The 21,979-nt window shown below is 62.6% G+C and carries 18 protein-coding genes and 1 pseudogene; 12 read left to right on the forward strand and 7 right to left on the reverse strand.

The window, feature by feature from the left end; genetic code table 11:
- Nucleotides 1–2 precede the first annotated feature (2 nt).
- From urtD to urtA, 4 genes are all read right to left on the reverse strand, one after another.
- Nucleotides 3–872 carry an urea ABC transporter ATP-binding protein UrtD gene (urtD, locus tag AT302_RS01430; protein WP_058376883.1) on the reverse strand — a complete coding sequence of 290 codons (870 nt, stop codon included), beginning with the start codon at nucleotides 870–872 and terminating at the stop codon, nucleotides 3–5.
- Nucleotides 869–2,080: an urea ABC transporter permease subunit UrtC gene (gene urtC / locus AT302_RS01435; protein ID WP_058376884.1), complete on the reverse strand. Its 1,212-nt coding sequence runs from the start codon at nucleotides 2,078–2,080 to the stop codon at nucleotides 869–871. The genes urtD and urtC overlap by 4 nt, the downstream gene beginning before the upstream one ends.
- Entirely contained in the window at nucleotides 2,081–3,712 is a 1,632-nt protein-coding gene (gene urtB / locus AT302_RS01440) for an urea ABC transporter permease subunit UrtB (protein WP_084655968.1), read from the reverse strand.
- Between the two features lie 172 nt (nucleotides 3,713–3,884).
- Nucleotides 3,885–5,081, reverse strand: coding sequence for an urea ABC transporter substrate-binding protein (urtA, locus tag AT302_RS01445; protein ID WP_407668839.1), 1,197 nt, complete (start codon nucleotides 5,079–5,081; stop codon nucleotides 3,885–3,887).
- A 590-nt stretch (nucleotides 5,082–5,671) separates the two neighbouring features.
- Here urtA and AT302_RS01450 point away from each other — a divergent pair.
- From AT302_RS01450 to AT302_RS28010, 10 genes and pseudogenes are all read left to right on the forward strand, one after another.
- Entirely contained in the window at nucleotides 5,672–6,961 is a 1,290-nt protein-coding gene (locus tag AT302_RS01450) for an MFS transporter (protein ID WP_058376887.1), read from the forward strand.
- 98 nt (nucleotides 6,962–7,059) lie between these two features.
- Nucleotides 7,060–8,046: a GlxA family transcriptional regulator gene (locus tag AT302_RS01455; protein WP_058376888.1), complete on the forward strand. Its 987-nt coding sequence runs from the start codon at nucleotides 7,060–7,062 to the stop codon at nucleotides 8,044–8,046.
- Between the two features lie 265 nt (nucleotides 8,047–8,311).
- Entirely contained in the window at nucleotides 8,312–8,470 is a 159-nt protein-coding gene (locus AT302_RS27470) for a hypothetical protein (protein WP_157125652.1), read from the forward strand.
- Nucleotides 8,471–8,549: 79 nt separating this feature from the next.
- Nucleotides 8,550–9,722: a radical SAM protein gene (locus AT302_RS01460; RefSeq protein ID WP_058376889.1), complete on the forward strand. Its 1,173-nt coding sequence runs from the start codon at nucleotides 8,550–8,552 to the stop codon at nucleotides 9,720–9,722.
- On the forward strand, nucleotides 9,723–10,730 hold the full coding sequence (locus AT302_RS01465; RefSeq protein ID WP_058376890.1) for a hypothetical protein: 1,008 nt from the start codon (nucleotides 9,723–9,725) through the stop codon (nucleotides 10,728–10,730). It begins immediately after the preceding gene.
- A 56-nt stretch (nucleotides 10,731–10,786) separates the two neighbouring features.
- A complete protein-coding gene (locus tag AT302_RS01470; protein WP_058376891.1) occupies nucleotides 10,787–12,040 on the forward strand; it encodes an HlyD family secretion protein in 1,254 nt (417 codons plus the stop codon).
- Between the two features lie 57 nt (nucleotides 12,041–12,097).
- The gene (locus AT302_RS01475; protein ID WP_167365768.1) at nucleotides 12,098–14,221 is read left to right on the forward strand and encodes a peptidase domain-containing ABC transporter; all 2,124 of its coding nucleotides are present in this window, start codon (nucleotides 12,098–12,100) and stop codon (nucleotides 14,219–14,221) included.
- A 128-nt stretch (nucleotides 14,222–14,349) separates the two neighbouring features.
- Nucleotides 14,350–14,838 (forward strand): annotated as a pseudogene (locus AT302_RS28395) (TolC family protein); the annotation flags it as partial.
- A 170-nt stretch (nucleotides 14,839–15,008) separates the two neighbouring features.
- Nucleotides 15,009–15,233: a hypothetical protein gene (locus AT302_RS28005; protein WP_058376894.1), complete on the forward strand. Its 225-nt coding sequence runs from the start codon at nucleotides 15,009–15,011 to the stop codon at nucleotides 15,231–15,233.
- Nucleotides 15,217–15,978, forward strand: coding sequence for a TolC family protein (locus AT302_RS28010; protein ID WP_237172040.1), 762 nt, complete (start codon nucleotides 15,217–15,219; stop codon nucleotides 15,976–15,978). The genes AT302_RS28005 and AT302_RS28010 overlap by 17 nt, the downstream gene beginning before the upstream one ends.
- Here the strand turns inward: AT302_RS28010 and AT302_RS01490 are convergent.
- A complete protein-coding gene (locus AT302_RS01490; RefSeq protein ID WP_058380021.1) occupies nucleotides 15,902–17,350 on the reverse strand; it encodes an aminotransferase-like domain-containing protein in 1,449 nt (482 codons plus the stop codon). The genes AT302_RS28010 and AT302_RS01490 overlap by 77 nt on opposite strands.
- A 327-nt stretch (nucleotides 17,351–17,677) precedes the next feature.
- Here AT302_RS01490 and AT302_RS01495 point away from each other — a divergent pair, with 327 nt between their 5' ends.
- Nucleotides 17,678–19,006, forward strand: coding sequence for an aspartate aminotransferase family protein (locus AT302_RS01495; protein ID WP_157125653.1), 1,329 nt, complete (start codon nucleotides 17,678–17,680; stop codon nucleotides 19,004–19,006).
- 37 nt (nucleotides 19,007–19,043) lie between these two features.
- Complete coding sequence (locus tag AT302_RS01500; protein ID WP_058380023.1) at nucleotides 19,044–20,570, forward strand: CoA-acylating methylmalonate-semialdehyde dehydrogenase; 1,527 nt, start codon at nucleotides 19,044–19,046, stop codon at nucleotides 20,568–20,570.
- Between the two features lie 51 nt (nucleotides 20,571–20,621).
- On the opposite strand, the gene AT302_RS01505 is transcribed toward AT302_RS01500, so the two are convergent.
- Nucleotides 20,622–21,431: a CmcJ/NvfI family oxidoreductase gene (locus AT302_RS01505; protein WP_058376895.1), complete on the reverse strand. Its 810-nt coding sequence runs from the start codon at nucleotides 21,429–21,431 to the stop codon at nucleotides 20,622–20,624.
- Between the two features lie 11 nt (nucleotides 21,432–21,442).
- Nucleotides 21,443–21,895: a VOC family protein gene (locus tag AT302_RS01510; RefSeq protein WP_237172041.1), complete on the reverse strand. Its 453-nt coding sequence runs from the start codon at nucleotides 21,893–21,895 to the stop codon at nucleotides 21,443–21,445.
- Between the last annotated feature and the right edge of the window lie 84 nt (nucleotides 21,896–21,979).

Consider the following 21,979-nt stretch of genomic DNA (forward strand, 5'->3'; position numbering starts at 1 on the left):
GGTCAGCGTCCCAGATACGATTCGATCACGCGCTCGTCGCGCTGCACGACGTCGAGCGTGCCTTCCGCAAGCACACGGCCCTCGGCCATCACCGTCACGAGTCCACTGTCACCGGAGAGTGCGGCGACGAACGCCATATCGTGCTCGACCACCATCATCGAGCAGTGCCCGCGCAGCCGGTTGAGCAAGTCGGCGAGTTGCGCGGTCTCTTCGTCGGTCATGCCGGCAGCGGGCTCGTCGAGCAGGAGCAACTGCGGCTGCTGCATGAGCAACATGCCAATCTCCAACCGCTGCTTCTGTCCGTGCGACAACTGCCCGGCCTGCACATGCGCCTGATGTTCGAGATGCGTCAATGCGAGCACTTCTTCGATACGGCGGCGGATTGCGGGCGTGAGCGAGGCCCACAGCGCACGGAACCAGCGCTTGTCGCCTTTCTCGCCCGCGTAAGCGAGTTCGAGGTTTTCCCAGACACTGTGCTGCTCGAACACCGTCGGCTTTTGAAACTTGCGCCCTACGCCGGCCTCGGCGATGGCGGGCTCATCGAGTCGCGTGAGGTCGAGCGTCTGACCGAGAAATGCGCGGCCGGCGCTGGGGCGCGTCTTGCCGGTGATGACATCCATCATCGTCGTCTTGCCAGCGCCGTTCGGGCCGATGATGCAGCGCAGTTCGTCGGTGTGAATCGCCAGCGACAGGTCGTTGAGCGCACGAAAACCATCGAACGACACGGAGATGTTTTCGAGATAGAGAATCAGCCCGTGCGACGTGTCGATCTCGCCCGGCACCACGAAGTGCGACATGCCCGTGGTGTCACCACTGACCGATGTCTCGTGGGGCGCTTCGGCGACTTGGCCGGCATCGATGGCGGGGATCATGCGCGGTCTCCGGTGGCGGGGTGCGGGGCGTCGCCTTCGGCATGGGCCGGGGCGTGCTGGGCCTGCGGGCTGCGCTTGCGCGAGAGCTGTGTCACGAGCCCGATCACGCCCTGCGGCAACAACAGCGGCACGAGCACGAACATGGCGCCGAGGAAGAACAGCCAGTACTCGGCGAAGTACGCCGTGAAGTAGCTCTTGGCGCCATTCACGAGAAACGCGCCGACGATGGCGCCGATGAGCGAGCCACGTCCGCCGATGGCGACCCAGATAGCCATTTCGATGGAGTTCACCGGGGCCATCTCGTTGGGGTTGATGATGCCGACCTGCGGCACGTACAGCGCGCCCGCGATACCGCACAGCATGGCCGAGAGTGTCCAGACGAAGAGCTTGTAGCCTAGCGGCCGATAGCCGAGAAACATCGCCCGCGACTCGCCGTCGCGAATGGCGGTCACCACGCGGCCGAACTTCGAGACGACCAGCGCACGGCACAGCAGCAAGGCACCGACCAGCACGGCGAACGTGATAAGGAACAGCACCGTGCGCGTGTTGGCCGACGTTACCGAGTAGCCGAGAATGCGCTTGAAGTCGGTGAAGCCGTTATTGCCGCCGAAGCCGGTTTCGTTGCGATAAAAGAGCAGCATTGCCGCGAACGTGAGGGCCTGCGTGATGATCGACAGATACACGCCCTTCACCCGCGAGCGAAACGCCAGATAACCGAAGATCCATGCGACCGCGCCGGGCAGTGCCACGACGAGAAACATCGCCCAAGCGAAGTGCTCGGTGCCCGTCCAGTACCACGGCAGTTCCTTCCAATCGAGAAACACCATGAAGTCGGGCAAGTTGCTGTGATATACGCCGTCGCGGCCGATGGAGCGCATCAGATACATGCCCATCGCATAGCCGCCAAGCGCGAAGAACAGGCCGTGACCGAGGCTCAGAATGCCGCAGTAACCCCACACGAGGTCGAGTGCTAGCGCGGCGATGGCGTAGCACATGATCTTGCCGACCAGCGTCATGGCGTACGCCGACAAATGCAGCGGATGCGCTGGCGGCAGCACTAGCGCACACACCGGCACGAGAATCAGCACGGCGAGCACGAAGGCGAACAGCACCGGCGCCACATGTTTTGGCAGCAGCCGTGCGCGGGACGGCACGTCGAGCGAGATCGACGGCGTGATGCCGGGAGGCAGAAAGTTGGGTGTCTGCATTCAGGCCTCCGCGCTGCGCCCTTTGAGCGCGAACATGCCCTGCGGGCGTTTCTGGATGAACAGCACGATCAGAATCAGCACGGCGATCTTCGCGAGCACGGCACCCCACATCGGTTCGAGCACCTTGTTGGCAACGCCCAGACCGAACGCACCGACGATCGTGCCCGCGAGTTGACCCACGCCACCCAGCACCACCGCCATGAACGAGTCGATGATGTAGCTCTGTCCGAGGTCGGGGCCAACGTTGCCGATCTGCGAGAGAGCGCAGCCGCCCAGCCCCGCAATGCCCGCACCGAACGCGAAGGCATAGCTGTCGACGCGCCCCGTCTTCACGCCGACGCAGGCGGCCATCGACCGGTTTTGCGTGACGGCGCGAATGAACAGACCCAGACGTGTGAGGTTGAGCACGGCCCACGTGAGTGCCACGACGACCAGTGCGAACACGAGAATCACGATGCGGTTGTACGGCAGGATCAGGTTCGGCAGCACGGCGATGCCACCGCTCATCCACGTGGGGTTCACCACTTCGACGTTTTGCGCGCCAAAGAGCGTGCGCACCGCCTGAATCAGCAACAGGCTGATACCGAACGTGGTGAGCAGCGTCTCGAGCGGGCGGCCGTACAAGTGTTTGATGACGGTGCGCTCAAGCACGAAGCCGAGGGCCGCTGCTACGAAAAACGCAGCGGGCACGGCGGCCACGAGGTAGAAGTCGAACGCGCCGGGTGCAAAGCGATGGAACAGCGTCTGCACGACGTAGGTGGCATACGCGCCGACCATCAGAAATTCGCCGTGCGCCATGTTGATGACGCCGATCAGACCGTAGGTGATGGCAAGTCCCAGCGCGGCGAGTAACAGCACGCTGCCTAACGACAGCCCGGCGAAGATTGTGCCGAAGAACTCGCTGCGGCGCTGGGCAGCGGCGAGTTGCGTGAGGGCGATGTCGGCGGCGCTGCGCACGTTGGCGTCGGGTTCTGCATAGCTGCCGTCGGGTTGTTTTGCCACGATGGGCAGCAGCAGGTCGCGCATCTGCGGATCGCCTGCCGAGGCGATCAGGTCGATGGCTTCACGGCGTTTGGCCGGCGACGCATCGTGCAGTGCCGATTGTGCCCAGAGCTGGTCGAGCCGTTTCTTCAGGACCGGGTCGGATTCCTTCTGGCGCGCCTGCTCGATCAATGTCTTGAATGCGGGCGACGGGTTCTGCAACATCGTGTCGATGGCCTGCGCGCGAGCATCGTGGTCGGCGGAGAGGAGGGCACTGGCCGCCGCCGCTGTGCCGACTTTGGCGCGCAGCACATTGTTGAGCGTGAGCGACTGGGCATCGTCGGCTTTGACGGCCGCGCCCGTGATCGGGTCGACGTACTTGTCGCCGTCTTGAATGGCAATGCGCGGGTTCGTGTCGCCGACGGTCACGGCCGTGTCGTCGGCCAGTGCCTTGAGCAAGGCAACGGCTTGCGGCGAGGCGTCTGCGGCGAGGTGGTCGATGGCCTGCGCCTTGGCGTCGAAGTCGTCGCCTGCGAGTGCGGCAACATCGGCATCGGTGACAGCCGCACGCGCGGCCATCGGTGTCATCAGCGCAGCACCCAGTGATAGCAGGACAAGGGTGGCAGCGGTCCAGCGTCTTATCGTTATCATCGAGACGTCTCCGTGCGCTGGCCACGGTCAAAGCGTTGGCCGCTGTTGACCGCTGGTCAGCGCGAGGAATTTGCGCCGCGTGCCGGCCGGTCAGGGCGGCACACGGCGACGGCAAAACATCGGTGGCATCGGACCGGGGTCAGACCGGGCTCAGGCCGGGTTCAAACCGGGGTCAAACCTTATCGGGCTTGCCTTCGTTCCCCGCGATGAACGGGCTCCACGGCTGGGCGCGAATCGGTGCTTTGGTCTTCCACACCACGTTGAACTGACCGTCCGGACGGATTTCGCCGATCATCACGGGCTTGTGCAGATGGTGGTTGCCGTCCATCGCCATGTCGAAGCCGTCGGGCGACTTGAAGGTCTGGCCGATCATGGCCGTGCGGACCTTGTCCACATCGACGCTGCCGGCCTTCTCGACCGCCTGCTTCCACATGTGCATACCCACGAAGGTGGCTTCCATCGGGTCGTTGGTCACGCGCTTGTCGCCGCCCGGCAGGCCCTTCGCCTTGACGTAGGCAAACCATTCCTTCTTGAACGCGTCGTTGGTCGGGTTCTTCACCGTCATGAAGTAATTCCACGCGGCCAGATGACCCACGAGCGGCTTGGTATCGATGCCGCGCAGCTCTTCTTCACCCACCGAGAAGGCGACGACCGGTACGTCAGTGGCCTTCAGGCCTTGATTGCCGAGTTCCTTGTAGAACGGCACGTTCGAGTCGCCGTTGATGGTCGAGATGACCGTGGTCTTGCCGCCTTGGGCAAACTGTTTGATGTTCGCGACGATGGTCTGATAGTCGCTGTGACCGAACGGCGTGTAGACCTCTTGAATGTCTTTGTCGTCCACGCCCTTCGAATGCAGGAAGGCGCGCAGGATCTTGTTCGTCGTGCGGGGGTAGACGTAGTCGGTGCCGAGCAGGAAGAAGCGCTTGGCGCCGCCGCCTTCCTTGCTCATGACGTATTCCACGGCGGGGATGGCCTGCTGATTCGGCGCGGCACCCGTGTAGAAGACGTTCTTCGACATCTCTTCGCCTTCGTACTGCACCGGGTAATAGAGCAACCCGTTGAGTTCTTCGAAGACCGGGAGCACCGACTTGCGCGAGACCGACGTCCAGCAGCCGAACACGGCGGAGACTTTGTCCTTCGTGAGCAACTGGCGGGCCTTTTCCGCGAAGAGCGGCCAGTTCGAGGCCGGATCGACCACCACGGCTTCGAGCGGGCGGCCCATCACGCCGCCCTTGGCGTTGATGTCGGCAATGGTCATGAGCGCGACATCCTTGAGCGACGTCTCCGAGATGGCCATCGTGCCCGAGAGCGAGTGCAGGATGCCGACCTTGATGGGCTGCTTGCTCTGCGCGAACAAGTTGGGCGCCATGCCGGTGAGCGAAGCGGCGCCCGAGAGGGCCGCCATCTGGAGTAGCGTGCGTCGTTTCATGATACGTCTTCCCCTTTCCTGGTTAGACCGGTGGATCCGGTACCAGGGGACTAACGCAAGGGCCGTGCCAGCGACGCGTATTCACTGTGGTCATGGCCGTGCGCTTGCCGTATTGGACGCCTCGGCGCGTGCGCCAACCCCTGAATTCACGCCGGTATTCAAACTTGCATCCAAGTTTCGGGGCGACGCAAAAGGGCGGACTTTCCGGATGGGGTATCCGTCTTTCGGCTGATGGTCAGCCTCAGGAGGGAAGCACGTTGGTGCGAGTACGCGCTGACTTGGTGCGCACTGAATTGGCGCGGAAGGGGGGGCGGATGTGTGGCTGGGTGGATTGCCGCATCGGGTCAACTGCTCATGCAGGGCGGCGGCGTGTTCGAGGCGGGACAGTCAATGCTGTCTGCCATGGTGTGGCATTTTTTGATGCATGATTGGCATTCGTGCCAAATCGGCCGACGGCAAGATGACGACTTCCGACGTTCCCCGAAGTCTCCCGAAGTCTCCTTATCCCGCCAAGACATAGCGACACTCCTATGACCGATGCCGTTGCCGGGCGCACCGCGCCACCGTCCGATCCTGATCAAAGCAGCGAGCCCGCTGCACGCCGCGCCCGCCAACTGGGGCGTCGCTATGCCGCCGTGCTGGCGGCGTGTCAGGCGCTCTATACGGCGGCGCTATCCGTCGATCTCACCCTCACCGGGCTGGTCGGCTACGTGCTGGCGTCCGACAAGGGCTACGCCACGCTGCCGTTCTCGCTGATTACGGTGGCCTCGGCCATTACGACGATCTTCGCCTCGATGCTGATTCAACGTATCGGGCAGCGCTTCGGTTTCGCGTTGGGGGCGGCATTCGGCACGGTGGGCGGTCTGGTGTCGGTGATGGCGATCTACCAACAGCACTTCGCCATGTTCTGCGCAGGGACGGCCTGCGTGGGCGTGTTTCAGGCATTCGCCCGTTACTACCGGCTGGCAGCGGCCGACGTCGTGCCCGTCGAAGACAAGCCGCGGGCCATCTCTATCGTGCTGACCGGCGGTGTGATCGCTGCCGTGATCGGCCCGGCACTCGCTGCCGGTAGCAAGGACTGGCTGGCGCCCGTGACCTTCGCGGGGTCTTACCTCGTCGTCACGTTGTTGTCGGGCATCTCGTTGTTGCTGCTACTGGGTTTTTTGCGCGACTTGCCCGTCCATGTGGCGACCGGTACCGCAGGGGATGCCGCGGCATTGCCCGCGCGCGGACTCGGCGAGATCATGCGCCAGCCGATCTACATGGCGGCGCTCGCCAACAACCTGATCGGCTTCATGGTGATGATGTTCGTGATGACGGCCACGCCGATTGCGGCGGTCGCGTGCGGACACAGCATCGACGATGGGGCGCACATCATCGAGTGGCATTTGGTGGGGATGTACGCGCCGTCGTTCTTCTCCGGGCATCTGGTCAAACGATGGGGCGTGGTGCCGGTGCTGTTCATCGGTATCGGCATGAGCGCGCTGTGCGGCGTGCTGGCGCTGATGTCGACGAGCCTGCCGTATTTCTACGCCGCACTGGCGTTCCTCGGTGTGGGCTGGAACTTCATGTTCGTGGGGGGCACGACGTTGCTGACGTTGTCCTATCGCCCGGCCGAGCGGGCGCGTGCGCAGGCGGCCAATGAATTCATCACGTTTGCTGGTACAGCGCTCGCGAGCCTGTTTGCCGGGCAACTGCTGGCGCGCTTCGGGTGGGCCACGATCAATCAGGCGACGTTCCCGTTGCTCGCCATCGCAGCGCTTGCGACGCTCTGGTACGCCGTCGATGCGCGACGCCGGACCGTGGCGGCGACGGCTTGATGCTCGGGTGCGCGTGGTTTGCGTCGCTGAATGAACACTGAACCGGACACCGCTCCCGAACTGTGATTTGTGATTCGCTATTTGTTATTCGCTAACTCATGACCGAACCTCGCCTCGTCGCCTTCCTCATCGTGCCGCCGTTCGTGCTGCTGGATCTTGCCGGTCCGCTCGATGCGTTTCACGCGGTGATCCGTAACGCGACGGAGCTTGGGCAGCCGGCGCCATATCGCACGGTCGTCGTGTCGGCGCACGGCGGGCCGGTGGAGACGGGCTCGGGGATCACGCTGCACACCGAGCCGATGCACTCGCTGGCGGCGATGGAAGTGGATACGTTGATTGCAGTGGGTGGCGCGGTGATGCATCGGCCTGCGGTGCCGGATGTGGTGGGTGACTGGTTGCGTGATTACGCACCACGCGTACGTCGTGTGTGTTCCGTCTGCGTGGGGGCGTTCATTCTCGGCGCCGCCGGGTTGCTCGACGGACGCCGCGCCACCACGCACTGGCTCGACACGGCCATGTTGCAGACGTGCTATCCCAAAGCGCGAGTGGAGTCAGACCCGATCTACGTGCGCGAAGACCCCGTATGGACGTCGGCAGGCATCACCGCTGGCATCGATTTGGGGCTGGCACTGGTGGAAGACGATCTCGGTGTGGATGTCGCCTTGCAGGCGGCGCGACGTCTCGTGGTGTTTCTCAAACGTGCGGGTGGCCAGTCGCAGTTCAGCCCGCCGTTGCAGGAGCAGTTCGCAGCGGGGGCACCGTTCGGGGACCTGCATGGCTGGATGGCCGATCGTCTGGACGGCGACTTGTCGGTGATGCGTCTCGCCGAGCAGGCGAACATGAGCCCGCGCACGTTCGCCCGCAGCTATCTCGCCAAGACCGGCACAACACCGGCGAAAGCTGTGGAGCGCATGCGTCTCGAAGCGGCGCGCTTTGCGCTGCTCGACTCTGAAGCACCGCTCAAACGCATCGCGTCGCGTGTGGGTTTCGGTGACGAGCAAAACCTGCGGCGCGCGTTCGTGCGTCAGTACGGGGTTACGCCCGCTGCGTACCGTGAGCGGTTTGGCGTCGAGACCTCGCTCTGAGCGCGGTAACGCGCACGCTTCGTACCCGCTTCGCACCTGCTTTTCCCCCTTCCAAAAGCTTCGCGTCACGTACCTTGTTACCTGACGCGCGTCATCGCACAACAACTTTCGGAATTCTCCGATATCAAGCGCTGCGTCATCCGGTCAACATGTCTGCCTGACTGACGCCCCCCTGCTGTCTCTCCAGTCTCCCTCGCATCACGTCTCGTTGGCGGCCCGCAGCCAACGGGACGATTTTTCTCGCGGGCTATCAGGAGATGTCTCCATGACGAAGCAAGCACTCATCGCGCAACTGACCGAAAAGCAGAACGCCGCTAAGGACGACGGTTCGATAAAAGAAATTCCGCAGAGCGAACTTGACCAGATCTCGGGGGCCGGTCGCGGCAACGCGTTTGTGAACGCCACGTGGAGCCGTGCGATGTAACGCACGGTCGAGCAGCGAATCGAGCGGGCGACGGTCGTGCTTCAGACTGCCGCCCGCTTGCAGCGGGAGGAGACACGCCGTGAAACAGTATGTCGAAGTGATTCTCAAGATGTCCGAGCGGTGCAACATCAACTGCACGTACTGCTATTTCTTCAACAAGGAAAACAAGGATTACGAAGACAACCCGCCTTATCTGTCGGCCAAGACGGCAAGGGATTTCGTCCGATTCCTCACGTCGTCGGCGCCGAATCTCAAAGACACCACATTTCAGATCGATCTTCACGGCGGCGAGCCGTTGATGCTGAAGCCTGAGCGCTTCGAGGAGATCGTGACCATCTTGCGCGACGGGCTTGCCGAAGCCGAGGCCGTGCAATTCACCGTGCAGACCAACGCGTTGCTAGTCGACGAAACGTGGCTGGACCTGTTCTCACGTCTGGATATCTATGTGGGCGTCAGCATCGATGGACCGAAGATTTATCACGATGAGAATCGCGTCGACAAAAACGGCGAGGGCACCTTCGACAGAACGGTGGAAAAGATCGCACTGCTTCGGCAAGCCGTGGAAGCGAAGCGAATTCCCGGACTCGGTGCGATCTGCGTGATGAATCCGAAATTCGATGCGCAGCAGGTCTACGACACGCTGACCCGTTCGCTCGGCATCACACAGTTGCAGTTTCTGTTTCCGGATGAAACGCACGACTCGATTGACCCGGCGAATGTGGCGGCGCTGACGCAGTTCAGCAAGGCGCTGTTTCAGTGCTGGATGGACGACGAGCGAGGCACCGTTCGCATCCGGTCTTTTGATCGCGTGCTGGACGCGATTCTTGCTGACGGCCCGCGCAAGGCGGTGATCCATGACGAACTCACCCACAGCACGGTCTTCACGTTATCAAGCGCGGGTGACATCGGGCACGACGACACGCTGCGCAATGTGATCCCCGAGATTTTCTACGCGGGTATGAACGTCGCGGATGTCACGTTCGCCGAGTTTCTCGCGTGGCACGGCACGATCAGCGCGTTGCTGGCGCGGCATTCGGTGGCCAGCGTCTGCCGTGTTTGTGTCTGGCGAGACATCTGCGAGATCGCCACTCGCTCGGACACGGCGCTCCATCGCTGCAAGTCCGGCGTAGCCGACCAACACACCGTGTATTGCGATTGCCTTAAGGCGACCTACGAAAAAGGTGCCGAGTATCTCGCGTTACGAGGCGTACCCATTCGGGACATTTCGAGAAATCTTGTGGAGACGCATTAAATGCAAGGCAAGTTGTTGGTCAGTTCATTTCTGCCTCGGATTTTCCGTCACGGGGCGCTCGCACTTTCATGTCTGTGGCCATTTGCGAACGATGCGAATGCTGGCACATGCAGCGCGCCGTGGCCGAATGTGCAACCGATGCTGGAATCGGCGATTCGATATAGCGACGACGTCAAGAAGTCGGACCCATACATCACACTCACGACGCGCGGCCGACCCGTGAAGATGTTGCTGGATACCGGCTCCAATGTGCATGTGATCTGGGACACGCGATTGCTGGGGGGTGATCGTGTTGTGAGGTCTGATGGTTCTCGCGCTACCGATGAAACCTCGGGGGGCGTTGATGGAAGCGAAACCCTCCATGCGATTGCGTCATCCACGTTAGCCCAACGTACCGTTCTTGAGATGATCGATGCGCAGGGCAGACGGGTGACGGAGTCGTTTTATGTGATCGACGAAACGCCGCTGATGGCAGACGGCTTTTCCGGGATCATCAGCCCGCAATACCTTGCGCAAGAGAAGGTCTCGGTCATCGACTTCAAACATGACTGCTTCTTCGTGAGCGAGCGGTTCGATCCCGAGGCCAGTGGGAAATTTGTCATGTCTGCCGGGCGTGCATTACCAAACCCGCATCGCGTGATGGCGATTCCGATTGGCGTGATGGGGGTGCGGGTTCCTGTCGTCGTTGATTCCGGGGCTTCCGGTACGACGCTGCTGGGACGCGTGATTGAACACTCGCCCCCCGGTCTGCGGCTCCCCATGAGCATTGATTTGCTGGGGAACGCCATCGCGAGTGATGAGCGTGCAAGGCTGGTAGATCTGACGATCAACGGCGAGACAGTGATGCGCCATCCGGTAGCGCCCGCGTTGGTTCTCCGCGACAAAGGCATCGTGAGTCTGGGGGCGATCGGCATGGACATCCTCAAGGACCGCATTCTGTTCCACGACGACGATCGCCATCGCTTCGTCTTTCTCGAAGGTGTTGCGGCGCGTGGCGTGATCGACTGAGACGACTGTCGATAGTCGCTAGTCGCACTGCAACATCGACATTTCCCGGGGCGTCCATGTTTCGCGATGCAGCGCTGGCGGCAGATCGGCCGCAATGGCTTGGCGAAGTGTTGTTGTTACCACCGCTGTCTCTTCGGATTGCCGCCGTCGGCTCGGCGGTTTTGGCCATGGTGACCGTCATGTTTTTGGCTTGGGGAACGTACACGCAACGTGCGACGGTTGCTGGCCGCTTGGTGCCTTCTGTGGGGTTTGCAAAGGTCTATGCGCCGAGTGCCGGCGTTGTCATCAAGCGACATATCGTGGAAGGGCAGCACGTCAATAAAGGGGAGGTTCTCTTTGTGCTTTCCGCCGAGCGTCGAACCGGGGCAGGGGAGGCGGTCCGCTCACAGGTGGCTCAGCGAATCGAGGCGCGCGTCGTGTCTCTGCAAGATGAGGTGGCCGACATGACACGTATGCATTCGATGGCGCAGGCGGCGCAGCGGCAAACGATCGCCGCCCGTTCCGAGGAGCTGGCAAAGCTTGATGGCCTGATTCAGAGCCAACGCGAGCGAGTGACGCTCGCCAGTGCCAATGCGCATCGGTATGAACGCCTGCTTGCCCAGTCCTACGTCTCTCGTGAGCAAAGTCAGGAAAAGCGCGCAGCGTATCTCGAACAACGTGCGCAGTTTCAGTCTCTCCAACGCGAGCGGATCGTCATGACCCGGATGTTGAGCGTCGACCGGCAGCGGCTTGATTCGCTGCCCCACGCACAGCGGGTCGAGTTCGCGCAGCGCACACGCGAGCTTGCGCTACTGAAGCAAGAACTGGCCGAGAGCGAAGGGCAGCGAGAGTTCTCCGTGACTGCCCCCACTGGCGGTATCGCGACAGCGGTGGTGTCGGAAATTGGTCAAACGGTCTCCTCTGCGACGCCGCTGATGTCGATCGTGCCGACAGACTCGCCACTCGAAGCCCACCTTTACGTGACGAGCGACGCTGTCGGTTTTATGCAGGCGGGTGATCCGGTCCGCCTTCGCTATCGCGCATTCGCGCATCAGAAGTTCGGCCAATTTCCCGGCACCGTGACGTCTGTCTCGTGGGCCGCGCTCCCGCATGCCGATATCGCCGATATCGATCCCTATGAGGGCGGCAAGGGAACACAGGCACCGCTTTACCTCGTCAAAGTCAGTCTGGATGCCCGGTCAGTCCATGCCGGCAATCAGAAATTGGTGTTACGCGCCGGCATGCAACTGGACGCCGATGTCATGCGCGAGACGCGGCGACTCTATGAGTGGGCGTTTCATCCGCTGCAAGGTCTCAGGCAGCAATGGTGAGGCACGCGTCGTCCGATGCTCGATAAGCGCCGGTCCGGTGACACACTCGGTCGTCGCGTGCCGTCCGTTCTTCAGACGGAAGCGGCCGAATGCGGTCTGGCGTGTCTGGCGATGATCGCCGGCTTTCATGGGCATCAAATCGATCTGCCTTCGCTGCGCGCGCGTTTCCCTATGTCGCAGATGGGCGTGACGTTGGCGAATCTGGTCAGCATTTCACGACGTCTGAATCTTGCCAGTCGGCCGGTCAGTCTTGATCTCGATGCGCTCGGTAAGCTGAAACTCCCCTGCATCCTGCATTGGAACTTCAACCACTTTGTCGTGCTGGTGCGCGTCGGTTCGCGGGGTCTCTCGATACACGATCCTGCGCAGGGACCACGCACAATCAGTCTGTCGGAGGCGTCCCGATCGTTCACGGGGGTAGCGCTGGAGCTTTGGCCGCATGAAGCGTTTGTTACCCGGAACGAGAAAAGGAATACGCGTGTGACTGACCTGCTGGGCACCGTCACCGGCTTGATCCCCGCGATGGCGCAAGTGTTTGCCTTGGCGTTGTCGTTGGAAATCTTCGTGCTGGTCTCGCCGTTCTACCTTCAATGGGTGATCGATCACGCGCTGGTCTCGGGCGACCGTGATTTATTGCTCACGCTGATGATCGGGTTCTTCTTGCTGCTCGTGTGTCAGCACGGCGTGGCTGCGCTTCGGTCGTGGGCACTCATGCGATTGGGCGCGACATGGAATCTGCAATGGCGCGCGAATCTGTTCTCTCATATGGTCCGTCTCCCGGTGCAGTACTTCATTCGACGTCATCTCGGGGATGTGCTGTCGCGATTCGGCGCGGTCGACGAAATTCAGCGCACGCTCACCACGTCATTCATCGAAGGCGTGCTCGACGGCGGCATGGCGCTCCTGACGCTTGCGCTGATGTTTATTTACAGTCCGCCGCTGGCTGCCATCGCCCTTGGTTTCATGGTGCTATATGCGGTGATTCACCTCGGTCTGTTTCGCGCGATGCGCCGCGCGACCGAGGCGCATCTGGTTCACGCGTCGCGCCAGCAGAGTCATTTTCTGGAGACGCTGCGAGGCATCAAGACCATCAAGCTCTTTTCGCGAGAAGACGATCGATGCTCGACATGGCTGACATTGCTCGTGCGCCAGATCAACGCCGATCTGCGGATTCAGTGGCTGACGATGATTCACAAGCACGCCAACGGCTTTCTGATGGGGGTTGAGAACATTCTGATCATCTGGCTGGGGGCCACGTTTGTGATTGACGGCCGGTTCACGGCGGGCGCGTTGATCGCGTTGCTCGCGTACAAATTGCAGTTTCAGACACGGATGAGTTCGTTGATCGACAAGCTGGCCGAGTACCGGATGCTTGGGTTGCAGGCCGCCCGACTGGCCGACATTGCGTTGAGTGCGCCGGAGTCTCCCGAGACGGTCCTCTCGGACGCGGCCACAGAGATGTTTGCGGACCGCGATGCAGCGCTTGAAGTCTCGCGGCTCAGCTTTCGGTATAGCGAGTACGAGCGTCTGATTCTTGAGGACGTGACGTTCTCCATTCGGGCGGGCGAATCGGTGGCGATCGTCGGGCCCTCGGGATGCGGTAAGTCGACCTTGGCGCATTTGCTGCTCGGCATTCTGACGCCGACTTCCGGCGTGATCCAACTCTCGGGCAAGCCAGTTGGCGCGTTGGGCGTCGGTCGTTTGCGACAGGCCGTTGGGACCGTCATGCAGGACGACACGTTGCTGGCCGGGTCGCTCGCTGACAACGTGAGCTTCTTCGACACGCAGGCGGATGCCGCATGGATTCGTGAGTGCGCGCGGCTTGCCTGTATCGACGAGGAGATCGAGGCCATGCCGATGGGCTACAACACCCTCGTCGGCGATATGGGGACGGTGCTCTCCGGGGGGCAGAAGCAACGCATTCTGCTCGCCCGGGCCTTGTACAAGCGGCCCCGGATATTGCTGCTCGACGAGGCGACGAGCCATCTTGATGCGGCCAATGAGAGGCAAGTGAACGAGGCGGTTAGATCTCTCCACATGACGCGGCTGATCATCGCGCATCGGGCGGAGACGATCGCGACGGCCGACCGGGTCATCACCCTCTATGGCGGCCGAATCGTCTCCGACCGGCCGCAATCTGATCGTCCGGCCGATGTCACGGCAGTGGCGCCCCAATCATGATTCGCCCGCGTTCGCTTTGGCGCGGCGTACTGCTGGCATGCCTGATAGCGAATGACGTCGCGGGGGCGCGCTGCATGCCGATCGATGCAGCGTCCTCAACGTTGCTCACGGCGTCAAACGATGTGGGCATGGTGTTGTCGCTACATGACGCGATACGGCAGGCGTTGGCCTTCGATCCCAAAGTCCGGCAGACGTGGGCCGCTGTCGCACGCCGATCGGCGGACATTGGCGTGGCTCGCGCGGCGTATTTTCCGTCGATTGATGTGAGCGCTGCGGTGTCGCGCGTGAGGCGGTATTCGCGCTGGGATGGCCAAGGGGAGAGCACCGCGGGCGGTGTCGGAAATGACGGCGATCAGGGTATCCACATGAGTTGGCTGCTACTGGACTTCGGCTCACGCGAGGCGCATCTGGCCGAGGCGCGTAGCCGACTTGCCGCCGCGACGGCTACGCAAGATGCGAGTCTCCAGCAAGCCGCGTTCGATGTCGCTCGTGCCTACTACGCCCCGTTCGAAGCGCAGTCGCTGTTGCGTGCTGCACGCGTGGCGGAGCAGCTCTCGCTCGATAGCGTAGCGGCTTCGTGCGCTCGGCACGAAGCCGGGGCCGGCACGCTGGCAGACGTGTTGCAGGCGAGAACCGCCCACGCCCGCGCGGAGCTTTCCCGTCTGGAAGCCGTGACGAGTGCGGTCTCGCGCACGGGTGTGCTGGCAGCGATGATTGGCGTCGATATGAACACGGTGTTTCGACTCGATGACGTCGAACGCGGCGAGCCCCTCAACTCGCTTCCGCAGTGGAATTCATCGAATATGCTGGCATCAACGGCATCAACGGCATCAACGGCATCAACGGCATCAACGGCATCAACGGCATCAACGGCATCAACGGCATCAACGGCATCAACGGCATCAACGGCATCAACGTCATCAACGTCATCAACGTCATCAACGTCATCAACGTCATCAACGTCATCAACGGCATCAGCGACATCGGCACCTTCCATGCACTCGATAGATGAGCTGCTGGCGATCGCTAGACAGCAGCACCCCGCGTTGCGCGCCGCGAGCGCAGAGGTGCAGGCAATGCAAGCCAGGCGCGACACCTTCCGCCATGCGTGGGGACCGAGCGTCACCCTCGTGAGCGGCATCAATCGTGAGGCGCGTCATGGTGCATTTGCCGCCGATGGTCCCGTGACGGCGGCCAGCATCGGTATCCGGATCACCATTCCCCTCTACGATGGCGGAGACCGGCGCTACCGTACGGCGGCCGCGAACGCTCTGGTCGAGGCGGAGCGGGCTAGGCTGGCCGAAGCCGAGCGACGTGTTGCGATGGAGGTCTGGCAGAACTATCAGGCGCTTCGGGCGTTGTCTGCACGCCGGGCTGTGGAACAACGATTGCTCGCCGACGCAAGGCGGTCATTTGAGATGGCACGTGGCCGGTATCGCGAAGGGGCGGGCAGTATGGAGGCGCTGGTCACTGCGCAAACGGCGCTCGCCGACGCGGAGCATGTCATCGTGGCCTCGCGTGCGCGGTGGCAGACAGCGCGTTTGCGGCTGGCGATCAGTATCGGACAACTCGATGTTCGTGTTCCCGGCACCACACTTGACTCCGGATTCAGCGGTAACCCTAGCCCTAGCTCAAACTCAAGCGCGACCCCGAGCCCCGGCATCGGCGCCGACTTCCGCCCTACGCCGCCTGCTTTCCAGCCGCTGCCCGATCGAGAAAACGAAACAGACGGGCGTCGTCCGAATACGCCACGTTGAAGCGGAACCAGCGGCAGGGCTCGTTGTGTGCGAGGAAGAATTCGCCCGGCGCGAGCATGATGCTCTCCGACAGTGCCGTTTCCGCTAACTCACGCGCGGGCGGTGCCGTATCCGGCAAACTCCCGCACACGAACATGCCGCCCTCAGGTTGTGCGAGCAGCGTCACCCCGTGCGATTGCAACTGGGTGATGAGCCGGGCGCGCGAGCGGGTGAGCCGGTCGGTCAGGCGTTCGATGTGTTTGCGATGGCGTCCCTCGGTGAGGATCGCGTGCACGATGCGCTCGTTGATTTCTGACGACGTCAGCCCAGCAACCATCTTGCTGCGCGCAATCTCGTGCGCCAGTTCACGCGAACACGCCAGATAGCCCACGCGTACCGACGGCGAGATCGTCTTCGAGAAACTCGATACGTAGATGACGCGCGACAAGCCGTCCATGGCCGCGAGCGACGGTGTTCCGGCAGGGGCCAACTCGCGATAGATGTCGTCCTCGACGATCCAGAAGCCATGTTGCTCGGCACATTGCAGGATGCGGTGTGCACAAGCCGGTGTGAGCGAGGTGCCCAACGGGTTCTGCAATGCGGGGTTCACGAACAGCGCGCGTGGACGGTGCGTTTGTGCGGCCTGCTCCAGTGCGGCCAGATCGAGACCGGCCTCCGTGCGTGGAATACCGACGACGTTTACCCCGGCCAGTCGCAGTACGGCCAGCAAGTTGCAGTACGCCGGAGCTTCGACCAGTACAGTGTCGCCCGGCTTGAGCAGGGTGCGCACGACAAGGTCAAGCGCCTGCGTCGCCCCCTGTGTGAGCACGATTTGCTCCGGCGGTGCGTCGATGGACAGCTCGCCCAGCCGCCTCGCGAGCCACTGCCGCAGCGGCCCGTAGCCATGAGGGTGGCCGTAATGGGCGAAGTGAGCGCCCGGGCCTTTCGAGAGGGTGCGCAAAGCGCCGTGCAGTCCGTCTTCGTCCAGCCAACTGTCGGGCAACCAGCCGCAGCCGCTTTTCACGGCAATGCTGTCGTCGGCGAAGATCTCCGAGAGCAGCCATGCGTTGGTGACTTCGCTGGCCGCCGCACTGGTCACCCGCGCTGTGCCCGGGCTGGCAGTGCCGGTGTCGCGCGCATCGGACGAGCCGGCCACGAAGAACCCCGCCCCGCGTCGCGCCACCAGCGTACCGTGCGCGACCAGCCGGTCATAAGCTTCCACCACGGTGAAGGTGCTGATGCCGTGCGCCTTCGCCAGCGAACGGATCGAGGGCATGCGCATGCCGGCGTGCAGGGTCTGGCGTTGCAGGGCGCGCTCGACTTCGCGCACGAGCTGATCGACCAGTGCTTCAGGCTGGGCGCGGTTCAGGGAGAAAGCGAGGGGCTGGACCATGGCGACGGGTGACGACAGAAAACGGGGACGCTGGGCAAAAAGGCCTGCCCCCGGGGCCGCCATGGCCTGTACAGGTGGCCAAAGCGGCGTGAATACGCAAAAGACGGCTACATCCCCGCTGGACGGCGGTTTGCCGCGCGCACGCGCTATTGGCTGTTGCCAATACAGTTGAGGCGATTGACCGATACAGAATATACATTTTCCGAGTCACTGTACATGTCTGTACCGGTCCAGCTCTCGTAGGATCGATCCATCTACCCGGAGCGGTGCGCATTCTGCGTGCGGGCGACGGGATTCCTGATCGAGAGAGACTGGGGGAGACCCGCGATGAACATGAATGAACTGAACCTCGACATGACGGCGTTCTGGATGCCGTTCACCAATAACCGCCAGTTCAAGAGCGGCCCACGCCTGCTCGTCGGCGCAGAGGGCATGTATTACACGTCGTCGGACCAGCGCAAGATTCTCGATGGCACGGCCGGGTTGTGGTGCGTGAACGCCGGCCATTGCCGTACGGAGATCGTCGAGGCGATTCGCAAGCAGGCCGGCGAAATGGATTTCGCGCCGACCTTCCAGATGGGCCACCCGAAAGCTTTCGAAGCCGCGAGCAAGATCGCCGAGATCACGCCGCAAGGCATCGATCGTGTGTTCTTCACGAACTCTGGCTCGGAAGCTGTCGACACGGCACTGAAAATTGCACTCGCTTATCACCGCGCCCGTGGCGAAGGCCAGCGCACGCGCCTCATCGGCCGCGAGCGCGGTTATCACGGCGTGGGGTTCGGCGGCATCTCGGTCGGCGGCATCTCGCCGAATCGCAAGGCGTACTCGGGCCAACTGCTGCCGGCGGTCGATCACCTGCCGCACACGCTTAACATCAAGGAAGCCGCGTTCACGAAGGGCCAACCGGCGTGGGGCGCGCATCTGGCTGACGAGTTGGAGCGCATTGTGACGCTGCACGATGCCTCGACCATCGCTGCCGTGATCGTCGAACCGCTGGCCGGCTCGACCGGGGTGCTGGTGCCGCCGCAGGGGTATCTGCAAAAACTGCGCGAGATTTGCGACAAGCACGGCATTCTGCTGATTTTCGACGAAGTGATCACGGGGCTCGGCCGTCTGGGCACGCCGTTCGCTGCGCAGTATTTCGGCGTGACGCCGGACATCATCACGATGGCCAAGGGCGTGAACAATGCCGCCGTGCCGATGGGCGCGGTCGCGGTAAAGACCGGCGTGCACGACACCATCGTCAATGCCGGTAACGCGGGCGCCATCGAGTTCTTCCACGGTTACACGTACTCGGGCCACCCGCTGGCCGCGGCTGCCGCCTGCGCCGCACTCGATCTGTATAAGAGCGAGGGTCTCTTCGAGCGTGCTGCAAAACTGGCGCCGCATTTCGAGAAGGCGATCCACGGCCTGCGCGATCTGCCGAACGTTGTCGACATTCGCAACCTCGGGATGGTCGGCGGTATCGAGCTGTCGACGCGCGACGGCAAGCCCGGCGCCCGCGCTCACGAGATCTTCGTCAAGTGCTTCGAAAAGGGGGCGATGGTGCGTTACACCGGCGACATTCTGGCCTTCTCGCCGCCGCTCATCATCAACGAGACCCAAATCGACGAACTGTTCGGCATCGTCGCCGAAGCGATTCGCGAAACGGCATAAATCGCCTCCCGGCAACATGAATTTCACGGAAATCGACATGAATCAACGAGTCAGCACGGAACGTATCGAGCATTGGATTGGCGGCGCGAATGTGGCATCGGACGAAGCGGAGCAGCGCTTCGGTGAAGTGACGAATCCCGCTACCGGCGAGGTGATCCGGCAGGTGGCGCTGGGCGGCGCGACCGACGTCGCGCGCGCTGTGGCCGCTGCGCGTGCGGCACTGCCCGGCTGGCGTGCCACGCCGCCGATGAAGCGCGCCCGCGTCATGATGAAGTACCGCGAATTGCTCGACGTGAATCGCGAAGCCATCGTGCAACTGATCACGCAAGAGCACGGCAAGACACTTGACGACGCGCGGGGCGAAGTGACGCGCGGCGTGGAAGTGGTGGAGTTCGCGATCGGCATTCCGCATCTGCTCAAGGGTGAGATCGCGCCGCAGGTGGGCACGGGCGTCGACACGTATTCGATTCATCAGCCGGTGGGCGTCTGCGCGGGCATCACGCCGTTCAACTTCCCCGCGATGGTGCCGTTGTGGATGTTCCCGATGGCGATTGCGTGCGGCAACACGTTCGTGCTGAAGCCGTCGGAGAAGGTGCCGTCGGCGGCGCTGCTGCTCGCACGTCTGGCGAAGGAAGCCGGGCTGCCGGACGGCGTGCTCAACGTGGTGAACGGTGATAAGGCTGCGGTGGATGCGCTGCTGACGCACCCGGATGTGAACGCGGTCTCGTTCGTCGGCTCGACGCCGATTGCGCAATACATCTACAGCACGGCATCGGCACACGGCAAGCGCGTGCAGGCATTGGGCGGCGCGAAGAATCACGGCGTGGTGATGCCCGACGCCGATCTCGACTTCACCGTGGACGCGCTGATCGGTGCGGCCTACGGTTCGGCGGGCGAGCGCTGCATGGCGATTTCGGTAGCCGTTGCCGTGGGCGACGTGGCGGACAAGCTGGTTGCACGACTGGCGAACGTGGCAAGCACGTTGCCCGTCGGTGACGGCACCGACCCCATCGCGCAAATGGGCCCGCTGATCACGCGTGCGCATTGCGACAAGGTGCGCGGTTTTGTCGACGCCGGTGTCGACGAAGGCGCAAAGCTCGTGGTCGACGGTCGCGGGCTCAAGGTTGCGCAGCGCGATGACGGTTTCTTCATCGGCCCGTGCCTGTTCGATCACGTGACGCCGGAGATGTCGATCTACCGCAACGAGATTTTCGGGCCGGTGCTTTCGGTGGTGCGCGTAGAAACACTGGAAGAGGCGATTGCGTTGATCAACCGCAACCCGTATGCGAACGGCACGGCAGTGTTCACGACCTCGGGCGGCGCCGCACGCCGCTTTGAAGACGAGATCGAAGTCGGCATGGTCGGTGTGAATGTGCCGATTCCGGTGCCGGTGTCGTACTTCTCGTTCGGCGGCTGGCGTAATTCGTTGTTCGGCGACCAGCATATTTACGGGCCGGAATCGGTGCGCTTTTACACGCGCTCGAAGGTCGTGACGCGTCGCTGGTCAGAAGGACGTCCGGCCAACGCCACGTCGTCGCTGGTCATGCCGACGCTGGGGCAATAACCGGTAACTGGTGGTCGGTAACCGGCAACGGTTACCGACTCGATGAATGAATCAATCGAACAGCGCCAGCACACGGAATTCGATACTCGCGCGTGGCGGCACCGGGGCCCGCGGGTGCAGATCGTCAAACGCTCCGTGAGGCACGAAGCGTGTCGGTGCGCTTGAATCGTAGCCGACGAACAGCAGCAATTCTTCCGGCTGCATGTCGCTGACGTAGTGCCATCGTTGGGTGTCGCGTTGCAGTACCTCGTAGACCTGTCCTTCGCGTCCCCCGGCCTGCTGGATGTCGACAGGGCGAAGATCGTCCAGCGTGATGGAACGTGTGTCGCACAGGGCGAGCGGGTTGTCTCGCAGTGGGCCGATCAACGGATGCCACGCGTTGTAGATCGCAAAGTGCGTAGGCAACGACACGTCCACCGCGTGATCGGCGAGAACTTCCGCCGCACGGCGCGGACCCGATTCGACGGTGTAATCACAGTGCGCCCGGCGGTCCGCCTTGCGCTTGACGATCTCGCCGCTGTCATCTCGCTCAAGCGGCATGCCGGTCTCTCCCGCGCCTGTACCTCGCACCGTGAAATCGAAAACAAAGACACGGTTGGCGCCGATGGCCGTGCTAATGGCCTTGGCGACACTATCGAGGGCTTTGGCGCGAATGTTTTCGGGCGTCATGCCAAGCGTGGCGACGGGCGTGTGCAGCAAGACCGCGAAGCCTTCACGATCGAGCGAGGGCGGCAGTGGCAGTGATCGCATGTCGTGCACACGGACCGTGCGCGGCACCGATGTCGTGGCGCAGCCGTCGTGCGAGTCGTGTGAGGGGAGGAACAACAGGGTGCCGGACGTACCGCCTGCTGTCGCATTCATTGGCACCGTACTCATGCCGGGCCCGGACCGAAGTAGAGTGCGCCGAGCTTGTTGCCGTCAGGGTCCCGGAAGTACGCCGCATAGAGCCCGGGGACGCAGTCGCGCTCACCCGGTTCGCCTTCGCAGGTGGCGTGTTCGGTCGCCATTGCCGCGTCGTAGATATCGTCCACCTGATCGGGGCTGTTGGCCGCCAGCGCCACCATCACGCCGTTGCCATGCGAGGCGGGCGCCCCGTTGTGCGGCTTCATCAGCATGAGTCCGGCCGTCGGGCCAGTGCCGGCGCGGTAACTGAGGGCGTGATCGTCGTCATGAACGATGGTCGCGCCCAAGGGCGTAAGGACGGCATCGTAGAACGTCTTCGAACGGGCCAGATCGCTCGAGCCGAGCGTGGTGTAGAGAATCATCGTGTGTCCTTTGATCGCCTGAGAAGGAGTGCCCTTGCCCGCATCGGAAGTGCGGGGCAAGGAAAATCCAGTCTACTGAGCGGACACAGTGCTGTGCGGCAGGGAATTCCTAAACACCTATAGGAAGTTCTCTAGGTTTTCCTG

Origin of the sequence: Pandoraea norimbergensis, from assembly GCF_001465545.3 — a bacterium.
Classification (GTDB): Bacteria; Pseudomonadota; Gammaproteobacteria; order Burkholderiales; family Burkholderiaceae; genus Pandoraea; species Pandoraea norimbergensis.

Coding starts and splice junctions, on each gene's coding strand:
- urtD (WP_058376883.1), bottom strand. CDS start 872: ATGATCCCCGCCATCGATGCCGGCCAAGTCGCCGAAGCGCCCCACGAG.
- urtC (WP_058376884.1), bottom strand. CDS start 2,080: ATGCAGACACCCAACTTTCTGCCTCCCGGCATCACGCCGTCGATCTCG.
- urtB (WP_084655968.1), bottom strand. CDS start 3,712: ATGATAACGATAAGACGCTGGACCGCTGCCACCCTTGTCCTGCTATCA.
- urtA (WP_407668839.1), bottom strand. CDS start 5,081: ATGGCGCCCAACTTGTTCGCGCAGAGCAAGCAGCCCATCAAGGTCGGC.
- AT302_RS01450 (WP_058376887.1), top strand. CDS start 5,672: ATGACCGATGCCGTTGCCGGGCGCACCGCGCCACCGTCCGATCCTGAT.
- AT302_RS01455 (WP_058376888.1), top strand. CDS start 7,060: ATGACCGAACCTCGCCTCGTCGCCTTCCTCATCGTGCCGCCGTTCGTG.
- AT302_RS27470 (WP_157125652.1), top strand. CDS start 8,312: ATGACGAAGCAAGCACTCATCGCGCAACTGACCGAAAAGCAGAACGCC.
- AT302_RS01465 (WP_058376890.1), top strand. CDS start 9,723: ATGCAAGGCAAGTTGTTGGTCAGTTCATTTCTGCCTCGGATTTTCCGT.
- AT302_RS01470 (WP_058376891.1), top strand. CDS start 10,787: ATGTTTCGCGATGCAGCGCTGGCGGCAGATCGGCCGCAATGGCTTGGC.
- AT302_RS28010 (WP_237172040.1), top strand. CDS start 15,217: ATGCACTCGATAGATGAGCTGCTGGCGATCGCTAGACAGCAGCACCCC.
- AT302_RS01490 (WP_058380021.1), bottom strand. CDS start 17,350: ATGGTCCAGCCCCTCGCTTTCTCCCTGAACCGCGCCCAGCCTGAAGCA.
- AT302_RS01495 (WP_157125653.1), top strand. CDS start 17,678: ATGAACATGAATGAACTGAACCTCGACATGACGGCGTTCTGGATGCCG.
- AT302_RS01500 (WP_058380023.1), top strand. CDS start 19,044: ATGAATCAACGAGTCAGCACGGAACGTATCGAGCATTGGATTGGCGGC.
- AT302_RS01505 (WP_058376895.1), bottom strand. CDS start 21,431: ATGAATGCGACAGCAGGCGGTACGTCCGGCACCCTGTTGTTCCTCCCC.